This is a genomic window from Streptomyces sp. VNUA24 (assembly GCF_029167005.1).
GTDB classification, from domain to species: Bacteria; Actinomycetota; Actinomycetes; order Streptomycetales; family Streptomycetaceae; genus Streptomyces; species Streptomyces scabiei.
On record NZ_CP119143.1, the window covers coordinates 2768590 to 2786912 of the forward strand.

An 18323-nucleotide genomic window follows, 5' to 3' on the forward strand; every position below is an offset into this window, starting at 1 on the left:
CGACCAGCCGGTGTCACCGGCCGGCCGGTGACGGTGACGGCGGCCAGCCGGTGACGGCGGCCCCCGGCGGCATGTTGTAGGGCGTCACCACCTGGATCGCCGACGGCAGGAGCGGGCCCTCCTCGGGGAGGGCCTGGTGCGCCCGCATGATCGTCTGGCAGGCGCGGCGGACGTCCTGGCGGAGGTCGTGGTGGAGCACGGCGGAGAGCCGGTGCTCGCGCAGCAGCCGGGTGTTGTCGTGGTCGAGGTCGTGCGCGACGAAGACGTGCGGCTCCCGGCCGAGCGCGGCGAAGGCGTCGAGCGTCGCGGTGTTGCCCCCGCCGATGGAGTAGACGGCGGCGATGCCCGGCTCGCGCTCCAGCGCGGCGAGGACGAGGTCGCGCTGGGTGGCGTCGAGGCCGTCGCTGTCGGTGACCTCGACGAGGGCCCGCCGCGGGTCGACGGCCCGCATCACCCCGCGGAAACCCATCTCGCGCTCCTCCTCGTTGCGGTAGAAGCCGCGGCTGATCGTCACGAGCACGGCCCCCGGCCGCTCGCCGAGCCACTGCCGCAGCAGATACGCGGCGGTCGCCCCGGCGGCCCGGTTGTCTATGCCGACGTAGGCGCCGCGCGCGCTGCCCGGCAGGTCCGTCACGAAGGTGACCACCGGGACCCCGGCCGCGACCAGCCGTTCGACGGCGGCGGTGACCTCCGGGACGTCGGGCGCCTTGAGGATCACCCCCTGCGAGCCGCGCCGGCCGATCCGGTCGAGCACCCTGACCATCTCCGTCGCGGAGCCCGTCTCCCGGAAGTGGAACCGGGACCGCACGACGGCGGGATGCAGGGACGGCAGCTCCGCCTCCAGGGCCTCCCGGACCGCCGTGGAGAACCGGTCCGGGGTCTGCATCACGATGTCGACCATGAACGTACGGCCGCCGATGCGCACCTGGGTCCGCTGCCGGTCCAGGTCCTTGACGGCCTGGTGCACCTCGCGGGCGGTGCTCTCGCGCACCCCGCCCCGGCCGTTGAGGACCCGGTCGACCGTGGCCTGGCTCAGCCCGGCCTGACGGGCGATCTCCCGGATCGTGTAGGGGTGTGTCATGACGGGGCGTCCTGGGGGTCGGCGGTGGGCGGCGCGGGAGGATCGCCTCGGTCCCGCCGACGGTCCCGGCCATCCGGATGATGGGTTTTTGATGGCCTGCCGCGGGTTGTACGAGGGCCTTCGCCCCTCAAGACTGACAGAGGCGAAGGCGCCGGGAAAGGCCGGGACGCCCTGCCCGTGGCCGTGACGGGGTCCCGGCAGGGCCCACCGGCGCCGACCGAAAGGAAACTCCCCATGGGACTACTGGAGGACAGGGTCGTCCTCGTCAACGGCGGCAGCCAGGGCGTCGGCGCGGGCATCGTCCGGGCGGCCCTGCGCGAGGGCGCGACCGTGATGTTCACGGGCCGCCGCGCCGAGGTCGGCGAGAAGCTCGCGGCGGACACCGGCGCCGGCTTCGTCCGTGCCGACCTGACGGACCCCGCGCAGGTGCGCGGCGCGGTGGACCAGGTCGTCGCCGCGCACGGCCGGGTCGACAGCCTCGTCAACGCGGCCGGTCTGACCTCCCGGGGCTCGCTCCTCGACACCTCGCCCGAGCTGTTCGACGCGCACATCGCGATCAACCTGCGCGCCCCCTTCTTCGCCATGCAGGCGGTGGTGGAGCACCTGGTGGCCCGCAAGGCTCCCGGCACGATCGTCAACATCGGCTCGAACTGCGCGCACGGCGGCCCGCCGTTCCTGGCCCCGTACTCCGCCGCGAAGGCCGGTCTCGCGGGCCTCACCCGCAACGCCGCCCACGCCCACCGCTGGGACCGTATCCGGATCAACGACCTGAACATCGGCTGGACGGAGACCGAGGGCGAGGACGCGATCCAGCGCGAGTTCCACGACGCCGGCGACGACTGGCGGGAACGGGCCGCCGAGCGCCTGCCGATGGGAAAGCTCGGCCAGGTCGACGAGATCGCCGACTTCGTGGTCTTCCTGCTGTCCGACCGCAGCGGCGTGGTCACCGGCTCGGTGATCGACTGGGACCAGAACGTCCCGGGCGCCTCGGACTGACCCGCTTCCCACCTGATTCCCCCTGCTTCCCCCCTGCTTCCCCCTCGCTTCCCCCTCGCTTCCCCCTTGTTTCATCTGCACTTTCGAAAGGGACACTCGTCATGCGCATTGGCATCCTGGGGCTGGGCCGCATCGGCGCCTTCCATGCCGGGACTCTCGCCGGACTGGACGTCGTGGAGGAGCTGGTGGTCTCCGACCCGGTGGCCGCCGCGGCGCTGGCGGCCGGCGAGAAGTTCGGCGCCACCGTGGTCGATTCGCCCGAGGCGGTGTTCGCCTCGGGGATCGACGGTGTCGTGATCACCGCCGCCACCGACGCGCACCCGGGGCTGATCCTGGCCGCCGTCGAGGCGGGGATCCCGGTGTTCTGCGAGAAGCCGGTGGCGAAGACGGTCGAGGAGAGCCTGACCGTGCTGCGCGCGGTGCGCGAGAGCGGCATCGAGGCGCAGATCGGCTTCAACCGCCGCTTCGACGCGGGCTGTGTGGCCGCCCGCGAGGCCGTCCTCAGCGGCGAGCTGGGCACCCTGCACACCGTGCGGTCGACCACCCTCGACCCCGCCCCGCCGCCGGCGGCCTATGTCGCGGTGTCGGGCGGCATCTTCCGCGACTGCGCGGTGCACGACTTCGACGTGGTGCGCTGGGTGACGGGCCGTGAGGTCGTCGAGGTGTACGCGACGGGTGCCAACAAGGGCGCGGAGTACATCAAGGAGGCGGGTGACATCGACACGGCGTCCGCGCTCCTCACCTTCGACGACGGCACCATCGGCGTCATCTCCAACACCCGTCACAACGCGCGGGGTTACGACGTCCGCCTGGAGGTCCACGGCATGCAGGACAGCATCGCCGCCGGCCTCGACACCCAGCTCCCGCTGCGCTCCGCCGAGCCCGGGGTGACCTTCCCCTCCGGCGTCCCGCACACCTTCTTCATGGACCGCTTCGCCGGCGCCTACCGCGCCGAACTCACCGCGTTCACCGAGGTCGTCGCCGGCACCCGCACCTCGCCCTGCACGGTCGCGGACGCCCTGGAGGCCAGCTGGATCGCCGAGGCGGCGACCCTGTCGGTGGCCGAGCGCCGCCCGGTGCGGCTGGAAGAGGTCCGCAAGGACGCCTGAGCACCACCCCCACCGCCCCCGCGTCCGCGATCCCGACCGCACCGGTCGGAGCGCCGGAGTGCGGGGGCGGACCTACGCTGGGAAGCAGCCGCTGGAATCCAGCCCTGACGGGACCCACTGCCCGGACGGAGGCGTGTTGCGTGGACATGGCCGACCAGCAAGACGCCCCCACTGCCGCCGTGCCGGCCGGTCCCGTACCGCCCGGCTTCCCCGAGGACCCCGGTGTCGGCCCCGGCCCCACCGGGTTCCCCCCTCCGCCACCGGGACGGCTCCACGCTGGACGCCGTGTCGGCGGTCCACCCCCTGCACGGCGCCGACAGCCGGTCGCTGGGCCATGTCCTGATCGTGCAACGCCGGGGGCGCCGCCCGGTGATCGCCGACGGGGCCTTCGAGCAGTGCCCCTTCGCGCTGGGTGTCTACGGCCCTGAGCTGCGGTTCCTGTGGACCACCACCTCCCCCGGCCGGGGCCTGTTGCTCGTCGCTCAGCTCACTCAGGGGTGGGGCACCCGGAACACCACCGAGGGAAAGACGATCTGGTGCGCGCAGACCCTCACCCGTCCGCTGCCTTGACGAGCACGAGCCGCGACGAGCACGAGCACGAGCACGAGCCGCGACAGCACGCGCACGAGTCCGAGTCCGACCGGCTCACGGCCGGGCACCGTCGTCTCAGGCGCTGGAGCGGACGACCAGGCGCGTGGGCAGGATCAGCGGGCTGGGGTCCTGCCCGTTGACGAGCGCGACGAGCATGCGCGCCGTCTCCCGTCCGAGATCCGCTATCGGCTGGTGGACGGTGGTGAGCGGCGGATCGGCGATCCGGGCCACGGCCAGGTCGTCGAACCCGAGCACGGCGACGTCGTCGGGAACCGCCCGCCCCGCTCCCCGCAGGGTGCGCAGCGCCCCCGCCCCCATGTTGTCGTTGGCAGCGAACACCGCGTCCACATCGGGGTGTTCGGCCAGCAGTGCGGCCATGACGGCGGCCCCGCCGGGCTCCGTGAAGTCGCCCTCGTACGGCGGGAACGGTGCGCGGCCGGCAGCCAGCATCGCGTCTTGGTAGCCGCGGTACCGGGCGCGGCCCACCTCGGTGTCCAGCGGCCCGCAGATCGCGGCCACCCGGGAGCGGCCCCGGGAGAGCAGGTACTCGGTGGCCTCGCGCGCTCCGCCCGTGTTGTCGACGTCCACGTACCAGCGCGGGGCCGAACCGACGGGGCGGCCACCGAACACCACCGGCATCTCCGCCTCCTCGGCCGCCCGCGTCAGCGGATCGTTCTCGCGCAGCGCCATCAGCATGACGCCGTCGGCACCCTTGCCGCGCAGCAGTTCCTCCACCCGTCTGCGGCCCCGGTCGGTCGCGGCCAGGCACAGCATCAGATGCAGGTCGGCCTCCTCCAGCGCGGCCGACGCCCCCACGATCACCTGGGCGAAGAAGGGATCCGCGAAGATCGACGGATCCTCTCCCGAGACGACCAGCGCGGCCGCTCCCGTCTGCCGCGTGGCCAACGCGCGGGCCGTCGGATTGGGAACGTAGCCGAGCTGCCGGACGGCGCGCTCGACGGCCTCGCGCTTGCCCCGGCTGACGTGCGGCGCGTTGTTGAGCACGCGGGAGGCCACGGAGCGGGAGACACCCGCGAGCGCGGCCACGGCGTCGAGTGTGGGAGGGCGACGCGGCGGATCCCCTGCCATGACCATGTGAACCCCTCCCCCTGGCCGAAAACTGGGAACGCTTCCGGTCATGGGGACCGTAGAGCCTCGAACTCACCCTGTACAGAGGGCGTTCGGCTCCTCGACTCTTGACAGTTGTACCAGCCAGCCACACGATACCGACCACACCCCAAAATTTTTCGGCACATCTGGAAGCGCTTCCAATGGGAGCGCTCCCAATCTCCCCAGGCACGTCGAACCACCGCACTTCCTCAGCGCGTCGCACGCTCGGGACGAGAGCGCGCGACGCATCCCTGCCAGGAATTCCGAGGTGATGTCATGCGCCGCAGGCTCCGCGCCCTGATGGCAGCGCTCTGCTCGCTGCCGCTCGCGTTGGCCGCCGCTCCGTCCGCCCATGCCGCCGACCCGACCGGCATGACCAGCGGGTTCTACGTGGACCCCGACAACAGCGCGAAGCGGTGGGCCGCCGCCAACCCCGGTGACGGCCGGGCGTCCGCGATCAACGCCTCCCTCGCCAACACCCCGATGGCCCGCTGGTTCGGTTCGTGGAGCGGCTCGATCGGCTCCGCCACGGGCTCGTTCACGGGCGCCGCGGACAGCCGGGACAAGCTGCCCATCCTGGTCGCGTACAACGTCTACAACCGCGACTACTGCGGCGGGCACTCCGCGGGCGGCGCCTCCTCGCCGTCCGCCTACGCGAGCTGGATCTCCCAGTTCGCCGGCGGCATCGGCAACCGTCCGGCGCTGGTGATCCTGGAGCCGGACTCTCTCGGGGACTACGGCTGCATGAACCAGGCGCAGATAGCCGAGCGCCAGAGCATGCTCAGCGGCGCCGTCTCCCAGTTCAGCCGCCAGGCCCCCAACACCTGGGTCTACATGGACGCCGGCAACCCCGCCTGGACGGACGCCGCGACCATGGCCAAGCGGCTGCACGAGGCGGGCGTACGGCAGGCCCACGGCTTCTCGCTGAACATCTCCAACTACCTCACCACGGGCGAGAACACCGCCTACGGCAACGCGGTGAACAGGGAGCTGAGTGCCCGCTACGGCTACACCAAGCCGTTCGTCGTGGACACCAGCCGCAACGGCAACGGCTCCAACGGCCAGTGGTGCAACCCCTCGGGCCGCCGCATCGGCCCCGCCACCCAGATGGGCGGCGGCGCGGAGATGCTGCTGTGGATCAAGGTGCCGGGCGAGTCGGACGGCAACTGCGGTGTGGGATCCGGCTCCTCGGCCGGCCAGTTCCTGCCCGAGGTCGCCTACAAGATGATCTACGGCTACTGACCACGGCAGCCGCCCCACCCCTCCCAGGACTCCGTGGCCCGGTCCACTCGCCCCGCGACCGGGCCACGGGCTCGGCGTCAGCCGGGAGGGGTCTCCTCCAGCTTCTCGAAGAAGAACTCGTGCTTCAGGAAGGAGACGTCGTACTCGTGACCGGACTGGGGCGGCAGCAGTTGCGACGCCTGGAAGAGACGCCACCCGTCGAGCAGCGCGTCGAGGCCCGTCGGGTAGGGCGGCTCGTCGCTGTCTCCGGCCGTCGGACGGGTCCGGCCGGTCCCGTCGTACCGGGACCAGCCCACGACCGGGGAGTCGAGCGCCGACGTCGACAGATACAGGACCAGGACCTGTTGCCTCATGCGTGGCTCCTCGGGGCGGGCCGGTTGCTGACGCGCGTGACCCAGTACTCGACGTCGAACGACTCGTCGCCGGTCAGGGCCCGCCACAGCAGGACCCGGTTGTAGATCTCCAGTCGGCCGGTGGCCTGCTCGTACCACGGGAAGTGGGTGTCCAACTCCGCGGTGACGGACGGGTCGTGCAGGTCCGTGGTGTCCCACAGGCGCACCTGCGGCACGGTCGGGTTGAGGCGCAGTTTGTACATGAAGCGGCGGCGGTCGGTGTCGTTGCGGCGGCCGCCGTGCCAGATGCCGTGGTGCAGGAGGACGACCGTGCCGGCCGGGCAGGTCAGCCGGGTCTGCCCCCGCAGGTTCTGGACGCGGCCGACGTCCGTCTCGTTGATCCGGCGCAGATGGCTGCCGGGCACGCTGAGGGTGCCGCCCATCTCGGCGGTCACCTCGTGCGGGTAGTACATGAGCTGGATGTCGAACGCGTCCGGCCGTACGTCGATGATCGCGTCCGCGTGGAGGTCCTGCGCGTGGCCCTCGTGGGGCTCGCGGACGTGCACGGCATGGTGGTCGACGGTCGGTCCGGGTCCGACCAGGCTCTCCACGGCACCGGCGACGACCGGCAGGTCGAGCAGTTCACGGACGAAGGTGCCGGGCGGGAACGCCGCGCCCAGAGGGGTGCCGTACGGCACTCCCGGCAGCCCCTGGGCCAGCGCGGCGACGGCCCGTTCGTTGATGTCCGGCGGCACCACCCCGTCCAGGCGCAGAAATCCCTGCGCGACGAAGCGGGCCACCTGAACCGAGGTCAGGAGGTTCTTGCTGGTAGGCATACGACGAACCTACGGACCCCGCCCCGCCCTGTAGTGGGCTGAAATCTTCCTGTGGTGGTCCATTTTCGCGACCGGTGCGGCCGGGCCGGTGGACGCCCCCGAACGGGAGGCGCCCACCGCCGTGGACCACCGGACTATGCGGTGAGGTCCCTCTGCCGGTGTCCCGGGTGGCCCTCATGCCCCACGAACCCCACGAACCGCGCCCACCCCGCCCGTCCGACCGCGAAGTGCGGCAGGGTCACGTCCTTGGAGTCACGTACGCACACGGCCCGTCCGGTGACGGCGACTTCGACGCAATCGTCGCCCTGGCTGCCGCTGTAGCTTGACTTGAACCACGCCAGTTCCGTCGTGCTCATAGGTCCAGTTCCCCTCGGAGTCGCTCCAGCAGCGCCCGGGAATCCTTGGCATTCAGGGCCTGCGAGCGCAGTGTGTCATAGCGCTGATGGAGCAGGCTCACCCCTTTCGAGTCGGAGATCAGACGGCCGTTCTGCTGGCCTTCGGAGTACGCGAGCCGCTGCCCCTGCGGCGTCTCCAGCAGTCGCACCGGCCCGTCGAGGCACGCGTGCAACCCGGCCTCCAACGGCACGATCTGGAGCGTCACATTGCGGGGAGCGCTCAGCTCCAGCACATGGTCGAGCATCCCGCGCATCCGCGCGTCGTCCCCGAACCGCCGCCGGAACACATGCTCCTCGACGATGAAGCTGAACGGGGTCGTCGGCCGCTCGAACAGCATCCGCTGACGCTCCATCCGGCGGTCCATGAAGCTGTCCAGCTGGTCGTCAGGTGTCACCGGGACGGTCCCCTCGAAGACCGCCCGCGCGTAGTCCCGCGACTGCAACAGCCCGGGGACCAGCCTGCATTCGTACGTGCACAGACTCACCGCGACCCGCTCCAGCCGGGCCCACTGGCGGAACCAGGCCGCCAGGCCCACGTCCCCCCGCCCCCGCGTCACATACTGTGACGACTTGCGCAACGCCCCGGTGTTCCCCAGCAGTTCGTCGGCCCGGCGCACGTAGTTCGCGTCCGGCATCCGGCGCCCCTGCTCCACCGATTCCACCGTGTGCCGGGAGAAGCGGACGAGATCCGCGAACTCCGCCCGGCTGTAGCCCGCGTGCTCGCGCAGCGCCTGTGTCACGGCGCCCCACGTCCGCAGACTGTCCGAGGGGTCGGGTTCGCGGTCCACCGCCGTCCCCTCGTCGGCCACTGCCTCGTCGTAGTCGTTGCTCATCCCGCCGCCCGTCATACGCGGCCACCTCCGGTCTTCGTGCGCTGTGGCCCCCATGCCCCGACGGCACCCAGCGTGACGGGAGGACGTGCGTACTATCCACAGAATGTGCCCGTACGCTGACGCAGCGTACGGGCACGGTGACGCTGGCGCAGGTGGCCGCCCCCCGACGGTCACCGGCGCGAGGCTGTCAGGTGATGGGGGGCACGTCCTTGCAGTCGGGGACGTCCGCCAGCCAGGCAGGGCCCTTGATGTAGATGTTGGTCATCCATGCCTTGTAGTCGGGGAGGTAGGACCAGACGTCGTTCTCGTAGCCCTCCGCCTTCACCAGCTCCGCGTGCTTCTGGCAGTACACGCGGATGGTGGTCGAGTACGGGAAGGCGTAGACACGGCCGGACCCGGTGCGGGGCTCCTCCTTGGTCCAGACGCCGGTGCCCCAGGTCTGGTGGATGTTGCCGGTGGGTGCGCCGGTGTTGACGCGGACGGCGCCGAAGTAGTCGCCGCCGAGGCGGACGTCACTGACCATCAGCCGGGTGCCGGACTGCTTGGCCTCGACCATCTTGCCCGCGCCGAGGTAGATGGCGATGTGGTGCAGGTCCTTCTTGGTGCCGTAGGCCAGCAGGTCGCCCGGGACGAGCGGGGCGAGGCCCTGGGCGGCGGTGAAGCGGGCGGCGGCGCGGTGCGTGTAGTACTGCTGGCTGGCGACGCCGTCGAGGATGTCCGTGCCGCCGGCGGCCTGGGCGTAGGCGTACCGGACGAGGCCGGAGCAGTCGAAGCCGCGCCGCTCGGGGTCGTGTTCGCTGGCCGGGTCGGTGGGGTCGACCTGCCCGTAGGTGGCCCCGGGCGTGGCGCCGTGGCCGCCGCCCCAGGTGTACCAGGTGCCGGCGGCGACCTCGGCGCAGGCCGCGGCGATCGCCCGCTCGGCGGCGGCCGAGGCGCCCGGCGCGAGCACGCCGCAGCCGGCGGCGGGAGCGGCCGGAGCGGCCGAGGCCGTGGACACCGGCGCCCACAGGAGCAGCGCCATGAGTGTGATCAGTGTGCGGATGACATTGGTCCGGCTCACCATGCCGGAACCCCCGTTTCCTGTCGGTCTCGATGAACGGATGGTGGTGGTCGTGCAGCAGCCTGGCCGACCACCGCCCCGCGCGTCGAGATCCGGGTGTCGCCCCATCCGGGCGGGCAACGGGAAACACCTGGGAAACCCCTGGTGAGCAGGGCGGTTGCCGAACGTCGCCGCGTCCCCCGTATTGCTCAGCGGCCCCCGCACTCCGTCGGCTCCGCCCGGACGGGCACTCCGGGCAGCAGGGTGGCGCGTTCCTCGGGCGCGATGCCGAGGCGCAGCCGGCAGATGGCCGCCAGCCGGGCGCCGGGGTCGAGGTCCCACAGCCGTACGGTGCCGTCGGTGCTGCTGCTGGCCACGGTCCGCCCGTCGGGGGCGAAGTCGACGCCCCACACCGCGTTCGTATGACCGGTGAGGGTCGCCCACACCCGCCGTCCGGAGACGTCCCACAGGCGTACCGTGCGGTCGTTGCCGCTGCTGACGAGCGTGCGGCCGTCGGGGCTGAAGTCCACCCCGCGTACCGCGCCCGAGTGGCCGGTCAGGGCCGTCTCGAAGCGCCGGTGCCGGACGTCCCACAGGCGTACGGACCCGTCGTTGCCGCTGCTGGCGAGGGTGCGGCCGTCCGGGCTGAAGGCCACCCCCCGTACCGCGCCCGAGTGGCCGGTCAGGGTGGCGCGTTCGCGGCGTCGGGCGACGTCCCACAGGCGTACGGTCAGATCGTCGCCGGCGGTGGCCAGGGTGCGGCCGTCGGGGCTGAACGCGACATCGTTGACGAAGTCCTTGTGGCCGCGGAGCACGCCGAGCTGCCGGCGCCTCGCCACGTCCCACAGACGCACCGTATGGTCGGCTCCCGCCGAGGCGAGGGTCCGCCCGTCGGGCGAGAAGGCGACGGAGAAGACCTGTCCTTCGTGCCCGGTGAGCTTCTTCAGTGGCTCGTGCTCCGCGACGTCCCACAGCCGGACCGTGCCGTCGGAGCCGGCCGACGCCAGGGTCCGCCCGTCGGGCGAGAAGGCCACCGAGAACACGGTCTCGGTGTGCCCGCGCAGCGCGGCCACGAGGGTGTGCGTCGCCGCGTCCCACAGCCGTACGGTGTGGTCGGCGTCGGCGGTGGCCAGCAGTTTCCCGTCGGGACTGTAGGCGGTCTGCCAGACCTCCGTGAACGGACGGGACGTCAGGACCGCCCCGCTCAGGTCCCACAGGACGACGGACTGGTCGAAACCGGCCGTGGCCAGCAGGGCGCCGTCGGAGGTGACGGCCACCCCGAGGACGTAGTCGGTGTGTCCGGCCAGGACCAGGGTCTGCCGGCCGCTGCGCACGTCCCACAGCCGGGTCGTGCCGTCGCCGACCGCGCCGACGACCGTCGTCCCGTCCGGGGTGAAGGCGACGTCGTTGATGTCGTCGCTGCTTCCCGTGAACGTGTCGGTCGGCCGCCCGTCGGCGACGTCCCACAGCCGTACCGTCCGGTCGACGCCGGCGGAGGCCACCGTCCTGCCGTCCGGCGAGAACGCCACGCCCAGCACTTCGTCGGCGTGGCCCTTGAGCGTGTCGGCGATCCGGGCCCGGTCGGTGTCCCACAGCCGTACGACGCGGTCGGTGCCGGCGGAGGCGAGCGTCCGTCCGCCGGGGGCGTAGGCAAGTGCGTTGACGTCGCCCTCGTGGCCGGGGAGGGTGGCGGTGCGCCGGGGCCGGGGCCCGGTGTCCCACAGCTGGACGGTCCCGTCGGCGGCGGCGACGGCGAGCGTCCCCCCGCGCGGGTCGAAGACGACCGCCCGCGCGCCCTCCGTGGCCTTCGGGAGCACTCCGGTCCGGCGATGGCCGGTGGTGCTCCACAGGGTCACGGGCCCGTCGGTGGACGTGACCGCGAGCGTGCGGCCGTCGGTGCCGAAGGCGACCGAGCGCACACGCCCCGGCACGGTGAACCGGGCGAGGACGCGGTGGCGGCCGGCGGTCTCGCGCAGGACGACCGTGCCGTCGGAGCTGGCCGTCGCGAGGGTGCGGTCGTCGGGCGCGAAGGCGACCTGGTTGACGGGGCCGCGGTGTCCGGCGAGCCGGGCGGAGAAGGGCTGCGACTGGGTGCTGAGCAGGGCGCCGCGGGCCTCGGCGGTGGACGCGGTGCGGTAGGACTCCTCCGCGAGGAGCATGGACGCCTCCGGCCGGCCCCCGGCGAGGGACGCGGAGCGCGCGGCGAGGGCCTGGGAGCGGGCGACGCGCTCCTGGTCGAGGGCGCCCGCGCGCTGCTGGTAGGCGAGCCCTCCGGCGGTGACGGCGAGGCCGAGCAGCACGGCGAGCGTGGCGAGCAGGGACTGCCGCAGCCGCACCTGGCGTCTGGCCTGTCCGCGGCGCCCGTCCTCCTCGGCCTGACTGGCCCTCAGGAACGCCTCCTCGTCGGGCGCGAGTCTGCTCCAGCCGTCCGACTCGTCGGCCCAGGCCCGTACGGTGTCGAGGCGGGTGCCCCGGTAGAGGGCGGAGGGGTCGCGCCGCTCGCGCTCCCATTCCCCGGCGGCGTGGGAGAGCTGCTGGTGGAGGAGGAGTCCGGCCCGGTCGGCGCGGATCCAGCCGCGGAGCCGGGGCCAGGCGTGCAGCAGCGCCTCGTGGGTGATCTCGACGGTGTCGCTGTCCATGGTGATGAGACGGGCCCGGACGAACGCGTCGAGGGCGGCGGCGGCCCCGTCGGCGTCGCCGAGCCGCGCCATCAGGGCGTCCCGGCTCATCCGGCGGCGGGTCGCCCCGGCTCCGTCCATGACGAGCACCAGCCGGGACAGGATGCGGCGGATGGTCTTCTGTTCGGCGGGATACAGCCGGGCGAACACGTTCTCGGCGGTGCGGGCGACCGCCCCCTGGATGCCGCCCGCCCGTTCGTACCCGTCGACGGTCAGTGCGCTGTCCCGGCGCCGCTGCCAGGTGGCGAGCAGTGCGTGGGAGACCAGCGGGAGCGCGCCGGAGGGTGTCTCGTCGGAGCCCGCTCCGGAGGCCCCGGGGCCGGTGTCGGGGTCGTCGCGGAGTCCCGCGTCGCGCAACAGCAGCGGGACGAGGCCGGGTTCGAGGGTGAGCCCGGCGAGTTCCGCCGGGCGGGTGATGGACTCGCGCAGTTCCGCCACGGTCATCGGGGACAGCACGAACAGTCCGCCGGTGAAGACGGGGGCCAGCTCGGGCAGGCCCAGACAACTGCCGGTGAAGTCGGCGCGGACGCCGAGCACCACGACGGCGGGGGCGTGGCCGTCGGCCTCCGGGCCCGCGGTCGCCAGGGCGTGCAGCGCGCGGACGAAGGCACGGCGCTCCTCGTCCTCGGAGCAGAGGGTGAACAGTTCCTCGAACTGGTCGACGATCAGGACAGGACGAGGGGGTGGGGGCCTGCGGCCTCCCGGGACCGCAGGCGGCTCCCGCGTCGTCGCGCGGACGGCGTCGAGCAGGGCGGCGCGGTTCTCGCGCACCTCCTCCGGGGTGACGCCGAGGTCTCCGCCGAGCGCTTTGGCGGTGCGTTCCAGCAACTCGTCCAGCGGCCGCGAGGTGGGGGTGAGCAGCACCACCGGCCAGCGGTCGGCGCCGGACATCGGGAGGTCGCCGCGCCGCAGCGCGGGAACGAGTCCGGCGTTGAGCAGGGACGACTTGCCGGCGCCCGAGGGGGCGACCAGCATCAGCGGCCCCCGGCCCACCTGTTCGAAGATCCGCTCCACCAGTGCGGCCGTCGCGCGTTCCCGGCCGAAGAACCATTCCGCGTCCTGGGGGGTGAAGGCCGCCAGTCCGCGGTAGGGACACACCCCGCCCGACTGCCGCTGCCCGGCCTCGTGTTCGCGTTCTCCGTCCCGGGGCGCGGCCTGCCGCACCAGGCGCAGCAACTCGCCCTCCGCGCCGAGGACCTGGTCGCAGAGACGGGCGACGTCGACAGTGGCGCGTTTCGTACCCGTCTCGATCTTGCTGAGGTAGCCCTTGCTGTAGTGGGTGCGGCGGGCCAGGTCGGTGAGCGACAGTCCGCGTTCGTGGCGCAGCCGGCGCAGCTGGGCGGGGAAGGACTGCTGAGGAGGGAGAGAAGGCGTGGTCGGCGCGGTTCCGTCCCGGTCGTCGCGGTGATCCGGGTCAGCTCCGAGCTGCGGGTCCCCCAAGGCGTTCCCCCAAGGCAGTGCGGCCGTGAGACGGCGGATGCCCAGGTTACTGTCGGGTCGGTGAGAGCAGCCAAATCTTTCACCCGGAGTGGCGAAAACACGACGTCCGGAGCCGCGGGCAGATGCGGTTCCGGACGTCGTGTCGCCACCCTCGGCGCCTCGTGGCGCCCGAGGGTTACGGGTTGAGACGGATCGAGTTGATCGGCGTCATGTCCTTGTCGATCCACCAGCCTCCGCCGGGCAGGTAGCCCTCGCAGCCCGTGCCGTTGTACCCGGTGCAGGTCTGCATGGTGGCGTTGCCGGTCTGGTTGTTGATGATGCGGTGGGTTCCGTACATGTTGCTGAGGTTGTAGTAGCCGTAGTTGTAGTACTTATGCGACGGCACGTCGTTGTTCCAGCCCGCGTTCTCCGGGTAGATACAGACGTATCCGTCCGGGCAGCCGTGGGTGGTTGCGGCCTGCGCCTGGGTCGCGGTGGCGGTCACCATCGCGCCGGCCGCCAGTGCCAGTGCCGCCGCGGTCCGCATCGCCTTGAGCTTGCGCATCGTTCGTTCCCCCTTGGTCGTGGGTTGTGCCGTGTGCTGTCGACATCAGAGTTGCCCCCCTGCCGGAACGGGTCGACCCGTTTCCTGTTGCCCACCTGTGAGCCGCCCAGGAAACCGGTCCTGACCTGGGGAAACGTCGATCCGGAGGCAACGCCGCCGGATCGGTCGGCGGAAAAGCGGAACCTCACCTCGCACAAACCGCGCCCGACCCATTGACGCGAACATGCCCCCCTCTTATCTTCTGATCGAACTTCCGCACAAGAGCCGACATTTCGAACAACATCCCACGCCTCAGGGCAGTTCGCGCACAGACGGGACGAGCGTTGAACACAACCCGCAGGGCGGTCATCGCCCTCCTCACCTCGGTGGCCGCCCTGCTGGGCCTCACCACCGCCGTCGCCTCCCCGGCCGGAGCCGCCCACCCGGCCGCCGGGCAGGCGACGCGCTACACGATGACCGCGTTCACGAACAGCAGCGAGTCGAACATGTACGTGTACGACTCGCCGGACGCGACCGGCTTCACCCTCCGGAAGGGCCCCGCGTACACCCCGCCCTCCGGCCTGATCCGCGACCCCAGCATCTTCAAGCACACGGACGGCTACTACTACCTGACCTACACCACGCGCACCTGGTCGGCGCTCTCCACCACCATCGGCTTCGCCCGCTCCACCGACCGCCTCAACTGGACCTTCCTCTACGACTACACGGTCCCGATCAGCGGTCTGCAGCGCGCCTGGGCACCCGAGTGGTTCGTCGACACCAACGGCAGCGTCAACATCATCCTGTCGGCGTCGATCGCCGCCGACGGCGAGTACATCTTCAAGCCGTACAAGCTGACGGCGACGAACTCCGCGCTCACCGCGTGGTCGGCGCCCACCCGGCTCTCCGGCATCGGCCCGAACTACATCGACACCTTCATCGTCAAGATCGGCTCCACCTACCACGCGTTCACCAAGAACGAGACGACGAAGTACATCGAGTACGGCACCGCCTCCAGCCTCACCGGCCCGTACACCATCACGAAGACGGGCAACTGGGCGGGCTTCGGCTCCGGCATGGAGGGCCCGGCCCTGGTCCAGCTCGACAACGGCGGCTGGCGGATCTACTACGACGCCTACGGCGCCGGGCAGTACTGGTACAGCGACAGCTACGACACCTTCGCCACCTGGTCGACCCCGACGCAGCTCCCGGGCCTCACCGGCTTCGTACGCCATCTGACGGTCCTCAAGGAGACGGTCTCCGGCGGGGTCACGCTGCCGGTCAACACCACCCGGTCCCTGCAGTCCGTCAACTACACCGGCCGCTACGCCGTGGCTCGCTCCGACAACCTCGGCTACGTCGATCCGGTGACGTCCTCCAGCACGACCGCCGTCAAGCAGAGCGCGACCTTCACGGTCGTGCCCGGCCTCGCGGACGCCAACTGCTACTCCTTCCGCACCTCCACCGGCCGCTATCTGCGCCACTGGGACTACCGCATCCGTTCCGACGCGGACGACGGCACGACCGTGTTCGACAAGGACGCCACGTTCTGCGCCCGCCCGGGCACGGCCTCCGGCTCGGTCCGGCTGGAGTCGTACAACTACCCCGGCCGCTACATCCGCCACTACAACTACGAACTGCGCCTGGACACCCACGAGGCCACGGACACCTTCCGCGCCGACAGCAGCTTCACGGCGGTGAGTCCCTGGGCGTAACAGCACCGATCGAAGCCCCCGCGCCCCCGGTCCTTCAGGGGCGCGGGGAACTGCGCGAGAACCCCCACCGAACCCGCACTGTGGGGGTCCGAGGGGCGCAGCCCCTTGAGGATGGGACGGGTAGGGGCGGCGGGGGCGAGAAAAAACTCCCGCCCCCGCGCTCCCCCTAACTCACCCGCACACCCTCCGGCGCGGGCGCGTACCCGGCGGGCCGAGCCGTGAACGTCCCCCGCCCCTGCGTCCGGCTGCGCAACCGCGTCGCATACCCGAACAGCTCCGCCAGCGGCACGGTCGCCGTCACGACCACCGACCCGCCCCGGGCCACGGAGTCCGACACCCTCCCCCGCCGCGCGGCGAGATCCCCGAGCACACCCCCCACGGCGTCCGCGGGCACGGTCACCGTGACATCGGCGACGGGCTCCAACAGCCCCATCACCGCCGCCCGCATGGCCTCCCGGAGCCCGAGCCGCCCGGCGGTACGGAACGCCATCTCCGAGGAGTCCTTGGAGTGGGTCGCCCCGTCCGTCAGGGTGACGCTCAGCCCGCACACCGGGTGACCGCCGAGCGGCCCCTCGGCGAGCGCGTCCCGGCACCCGGCCTCGACCGCGCGCACGTACTCCTGCGGCACCCGGCCGCCGACGACGGTCGAGCGGAACACGAAGCCCGTCGCGGCACGGTCGCCCTCCGCCTCCAGGGGCGCCACGTCGAGGACGACATGGGCGAACTGCCCCGCCCCGCCGTCCTGTTTGACGTGCCGGAAGACCAGACCGGACACCCCGCGCACCACCGTCTCGCGACGGGCCACCCGCGGCCGGCCGACGGCGACGTCGAGCCCCTGGCTCCGCCGGATCTTCTCCACCGCCACCTCCAGATGCAGTTCGCCCATCCCGGACAGCAGGGTCTGGCCGGTCTCGGGGTCGGTCCGCACGACCAGCGAGGGGTCCTCCTCGGCCAGCCGTGCGAGGGCCGTCGCGAGCCGGTCGGTGTCGGTGCTCCGCCGTGCCTCGACGGCCACCGACACCACCGGGTCGGCGACGGACGGGGGTTCGAGGAGCAGCGGCGCCGCCGGCGCGCACAGGGTGGTCCCCGCGCGGGCCGACTTCAGCCCGACGACCGCGACGATGTCCCCGGCCGTCGCCTGGTCCAGTTCGGCGTGCCGGTCGGCCCGCACCCGCAGGATCCGCCCGATCCGCTCGGTGCGCCGCGTGCCCGCGTCCAGCACGGTGTCCCCCTTCCTGATCGTTCCCGAGTACAGCCGCAGATAGGTCAGCCGTCCCGTGGCCGTGGCGCTCACCTTGAACGCCAGCGCCGCGAGGGGCTCGGCCGCGTCGGCGGCCCGCTCCCGCTCGGCGCCGTCGTGCGTCCCGCGTACGGGCGGTACGTCCAGCGGCGAGGGCAGGTACGCCACGACGGCGTCGAGCAGCGGTTCGATGCCGCGGTTGCGGTAGGCGGAGCCGCACAGCACGACCACGCCCTCCCCCGTGCGGGTCAGGTCGCGCAGCGCGGCGGCCAGCGTCGGCGCGGAGAGCGTGCCCCGCGCGCAGAACTCCTCCAGCGCCGCCGGATGCAGTTCCGCCACCGCCTCCTCCAGGAGCCGCCGACGCCGTTCCGCCTCCTCCCGCAGGGCCTGCGGCACCGGGCCCTCCTCGGCCGCGCCGCCGTCGTCGTCCGTCCAGACATGCGCCCGCATCCGGAGCAGATCCACCACGCCGGTGAACCCGTCCTCCGCGCCGATCGGCACCTGCGCCACCAGCGGCGCCGGATGCAGCCGCTGCCGGATCGACTCGACGGCGGTGTCGAGGTCGGCGCCCGCGCGGTCCAGCTTGTTGACGAACGCGATCCTCGGCACGCCGTGCCGGTCGGCCTGCCGCCACACCGACTCGCTCTGCGGCTCGACGCCCGCGACCGCGTCGAACACGGCGATCGCACCGTCGAGCACCCTGAGCGAACGCTCCACCTCGTCGGCGAAGTCGACGTGGCCGGGGGTGTCGATGAGGTTGATGCGGTGGCCGTCCCAGGCGCAGCTCACGGCTGCCGCGAAGATGGTGATCCCGCGATCGCGCTCCTGGGAGTCGAAGTCGGTGACGGTGGTGCCGTCATGGACCTCCCCGCGCTTGTGCGTGGTCCCGGTGGCGTACAGGAACCGCTCGGTGACGGTGGTCTTGCCGGCGTCGACGTGGGCGAGGATGCCCAGGTTACGGACGGCGGTCAGAGGGTTGGTGACGGTGCTGCGCATGGCCCGTGGCCTTTCAGCTGAGCTGTTTCGGGGCAGCGCGATTCCCGTTCGGGCACGGCGGGACGGCACGGCCGGGCACGCGGACGGAGCTGTCGCTCCGTCCGCGTGCGCGAAGGTCCGGCGTCAGGCGTGCGTCACGGGCATCCGGTACCGGCCGCGCAGCGGGC

14 protein-coding genes and 1 pseudogene are annotated in these 18323 nt (G+C 72.2%); 5 read left to right on the forward strand and 10 right to left on the reverse strand.

Features of this window, described 5'->3' with window-relative positions; genetic code table 11:
- Positions 1 to 13: 13 nt before the first annotated feature.
- Positions 14 to 1081 (reverse strand): LacI family DNA-binding transcriptional regulator, encoded by a 1068-nt coding sequence (locus PYR72_RS11585; protein WP_275455249.1) that lies wholly within the window; start codon positions 1079 to 1081, stop codon positions 14 to 16.
- Positions 1082 to 1315: 234 nt separating this feature from the next.
- Between PYR72_RS11585 and PYR72_RS11590 the strand changes: the two genes are divergently transcribed.
- From PYR72_RS11590 to PYR72_RS11600, 3 genes and pseudogenes are all read left to right on the forward strand, one after another.
- The gene (locus tag PYR72_RS11590) at positions 1316 to 2077 is read left to right on the forward strand and encodes an SDR family oxidoreductase (RefSeq protein ID WP_275455250.1); all 762 of its coding nucleotides are present in this window, start codon (positions 1316 to 1318) and stop codon (positions 2075 to 2077) included.
- A gap of 101 nt (positions 2078 to 2178) precedes the next feature.
- Entirely contained in the window at positions 2179 to 3186 is a 1008-nt protein-coding gene (locus PYR72_RS11595; RefSeq protein WP_275455251.1) for a Gfo/Idh/MocA family oxidoreductase, read from the forward strand.
- Positions 3187 to 3645: 459 nt separating this feature from the next.
- A pseudogene (locus PYR72_RS11600) lies at positions 3646 to 3756 on the forward strand (protein phosphatase); the annotation flags it as partial.
- Positions 3757 to 3852: 96 nt separating this feature from the next.
- Here PYR72_RS11600 and PYR72_RS11605 read toward each other — a convergent pair.
- Positions 3853 to 4866 (reverse strand): LacI family DNA-binding transcriptional regulator, encoded by a 1014-nt coding sequence (locus PYR72_RS11605; protein WP_275460387.1) that lies wholly within the window; start codon positions 4864 to 4866, stop codon positions 3853 to 3855.
- 297 nt (positions 4867 to 5163) lie between these two features.
- Here PYR72_RS11605 and PYR72_RS11610 point away from each other — a divergent pair, with 297 nt between their 5' ends.
- Complete coding sequence (locus tag PYR72_RS11610) at positions 5164 to 6129, forward strand: glycoside hydrolase family 6 protein (protein WP_275455252.1); 966 nt, start codon at positions 5164 to 5166, stop codon at positions 6127 to 6129.
- A gap of 77 nt (positions 6130 to 6206) precedes the next feature.
- Here the strand turns inward: PYR72_RS11610 and PYR72_RS11615 are convergent, their stop codons facing one another.
- From PYR72_RS11615 to PYR72_RS11645, 7 genes are all read right to left on the reverse strand, one after another.
- On the reverse strand, positions 6207 to 6482 hold the full coding sequence (locus PYR72_RS11615) for a hypothetical protein (RefSeq protein WP_275455253.1): 276 nt from the start codon (positions 6480 to 6482) through the stop codon (positions 6207 to 6209).
- Positions 6479 to 7297: a phytanoyl-CoA dioxygenase family protein gene (locus tag PYR72_RS11620; protein ID WP_275455254.1), complete on the reverse strand. Its 819-nt coding sequence runs from the start codon at positions 7295 to 7297 to the stop codon at positions 6479 to 6481. Before PYR72_RS11620 ends, PYR72_RS11615 begins: the two co-directional genes overlap by 4 nt.
- A 134-nt stretch (positions 7298 to 7431) precedes the next feature.
- The gene (locus PYR72_RS11625; RefSeq protein WP_275455255.1) at positions 7432 to 7653 is read right to left on the reverse strand and encodes a DUF397 domain-containing protein; all 222 of its coding nucleotides are present in this window, start codon (positions 7651 to 7653) and stop codon (positions 7432 to 7434) included.
- Positions 7650 to 8540, reverse strand: coding sequence for a helix-turn-helix transcriptional regulator (locus tag PYR72_RS11630; protein WP_275455256.1), 891 nt, complete (start codon positions 8538 to 8540; stop codon positions 7650 to 7652). Before PYR72_RS11630 ends, PYR72_RS11625 begins: the two co-directional genes overlap by 4 nt.
- A 172-nt stretch (positions 8541 to 8712) precedes the next feature.
- A complete protein-coding gene (locus PYR72_RS11635) occupies positions 8713 to 9588 on the reverse strand; it encodes an NlpC/P60 family protein (RefSeq protein ID WP_275455257.1) in 876 nt (291 codons plus the stop codon).
- A 185-nt stretch (positions 9589 to 9773) separates the two neighbouring features.
- On the reverse strand, positions 9774 to 13682 hold the full coding sequence (locus PYR72_RS11640; RefSeq protein WP_275455258.1) for a helix-turn-helix domain-containing protein: 3909 nt from the start codon (positions 13680 to 13682) through the stop codon (positions 9774 to 9776).
- A 175-nt stretch (positions 13683 to 13857) separates the two neighbouring features.
- Positions 13858 to 14226 carry a hypothetical protein gene (locus PYR72_RS11645; protein WP_275455259.1) on the reverse strand — a complete coding sequence of 123 codons (369 nt, stop codon included), beginning with the start codon at positions 14224 to 14226 and terminating at the stop codon, positions 13858 to 13860.
- A 323-nt stretch (positions 14227 to 14549) separates the two neighbouring features.
- Here PYR72_RS11645 and PYR72_RS11650 point away from each other — a divergent pair, with 323 nt between their 5' ends.
- Positions 14550 to 15920, forward strand: a complete 1371-nt coding sequence (locus tag PYR72_RS11650; RefSeq protein ID WP_275455260.1) for a glycoside hydrolase family 43 protein — start codon at positions 14550 to 14552, stop codon at positions 15918 to 15920.
- Positions 15921 to 16086: 166 nt separating this feature from the next.
- On the opposite strand, the gene fusA is transcribed toward PYR72_RS11650, so the two are convergent.
- Positions 16087 to 18156 (reverse strand): elongation factor G, encoded by a 2070-nt coding sequence (fusA, locus tag PYR72_RS11655; RefSeq protein ID WP_275455261.1) that lies wholly within the window; start codon positions 18154 to 18156, stop codon positions 16087 to 16089.
- Positions 18157 to 18323: the final 167 nt, after the last annotated feature.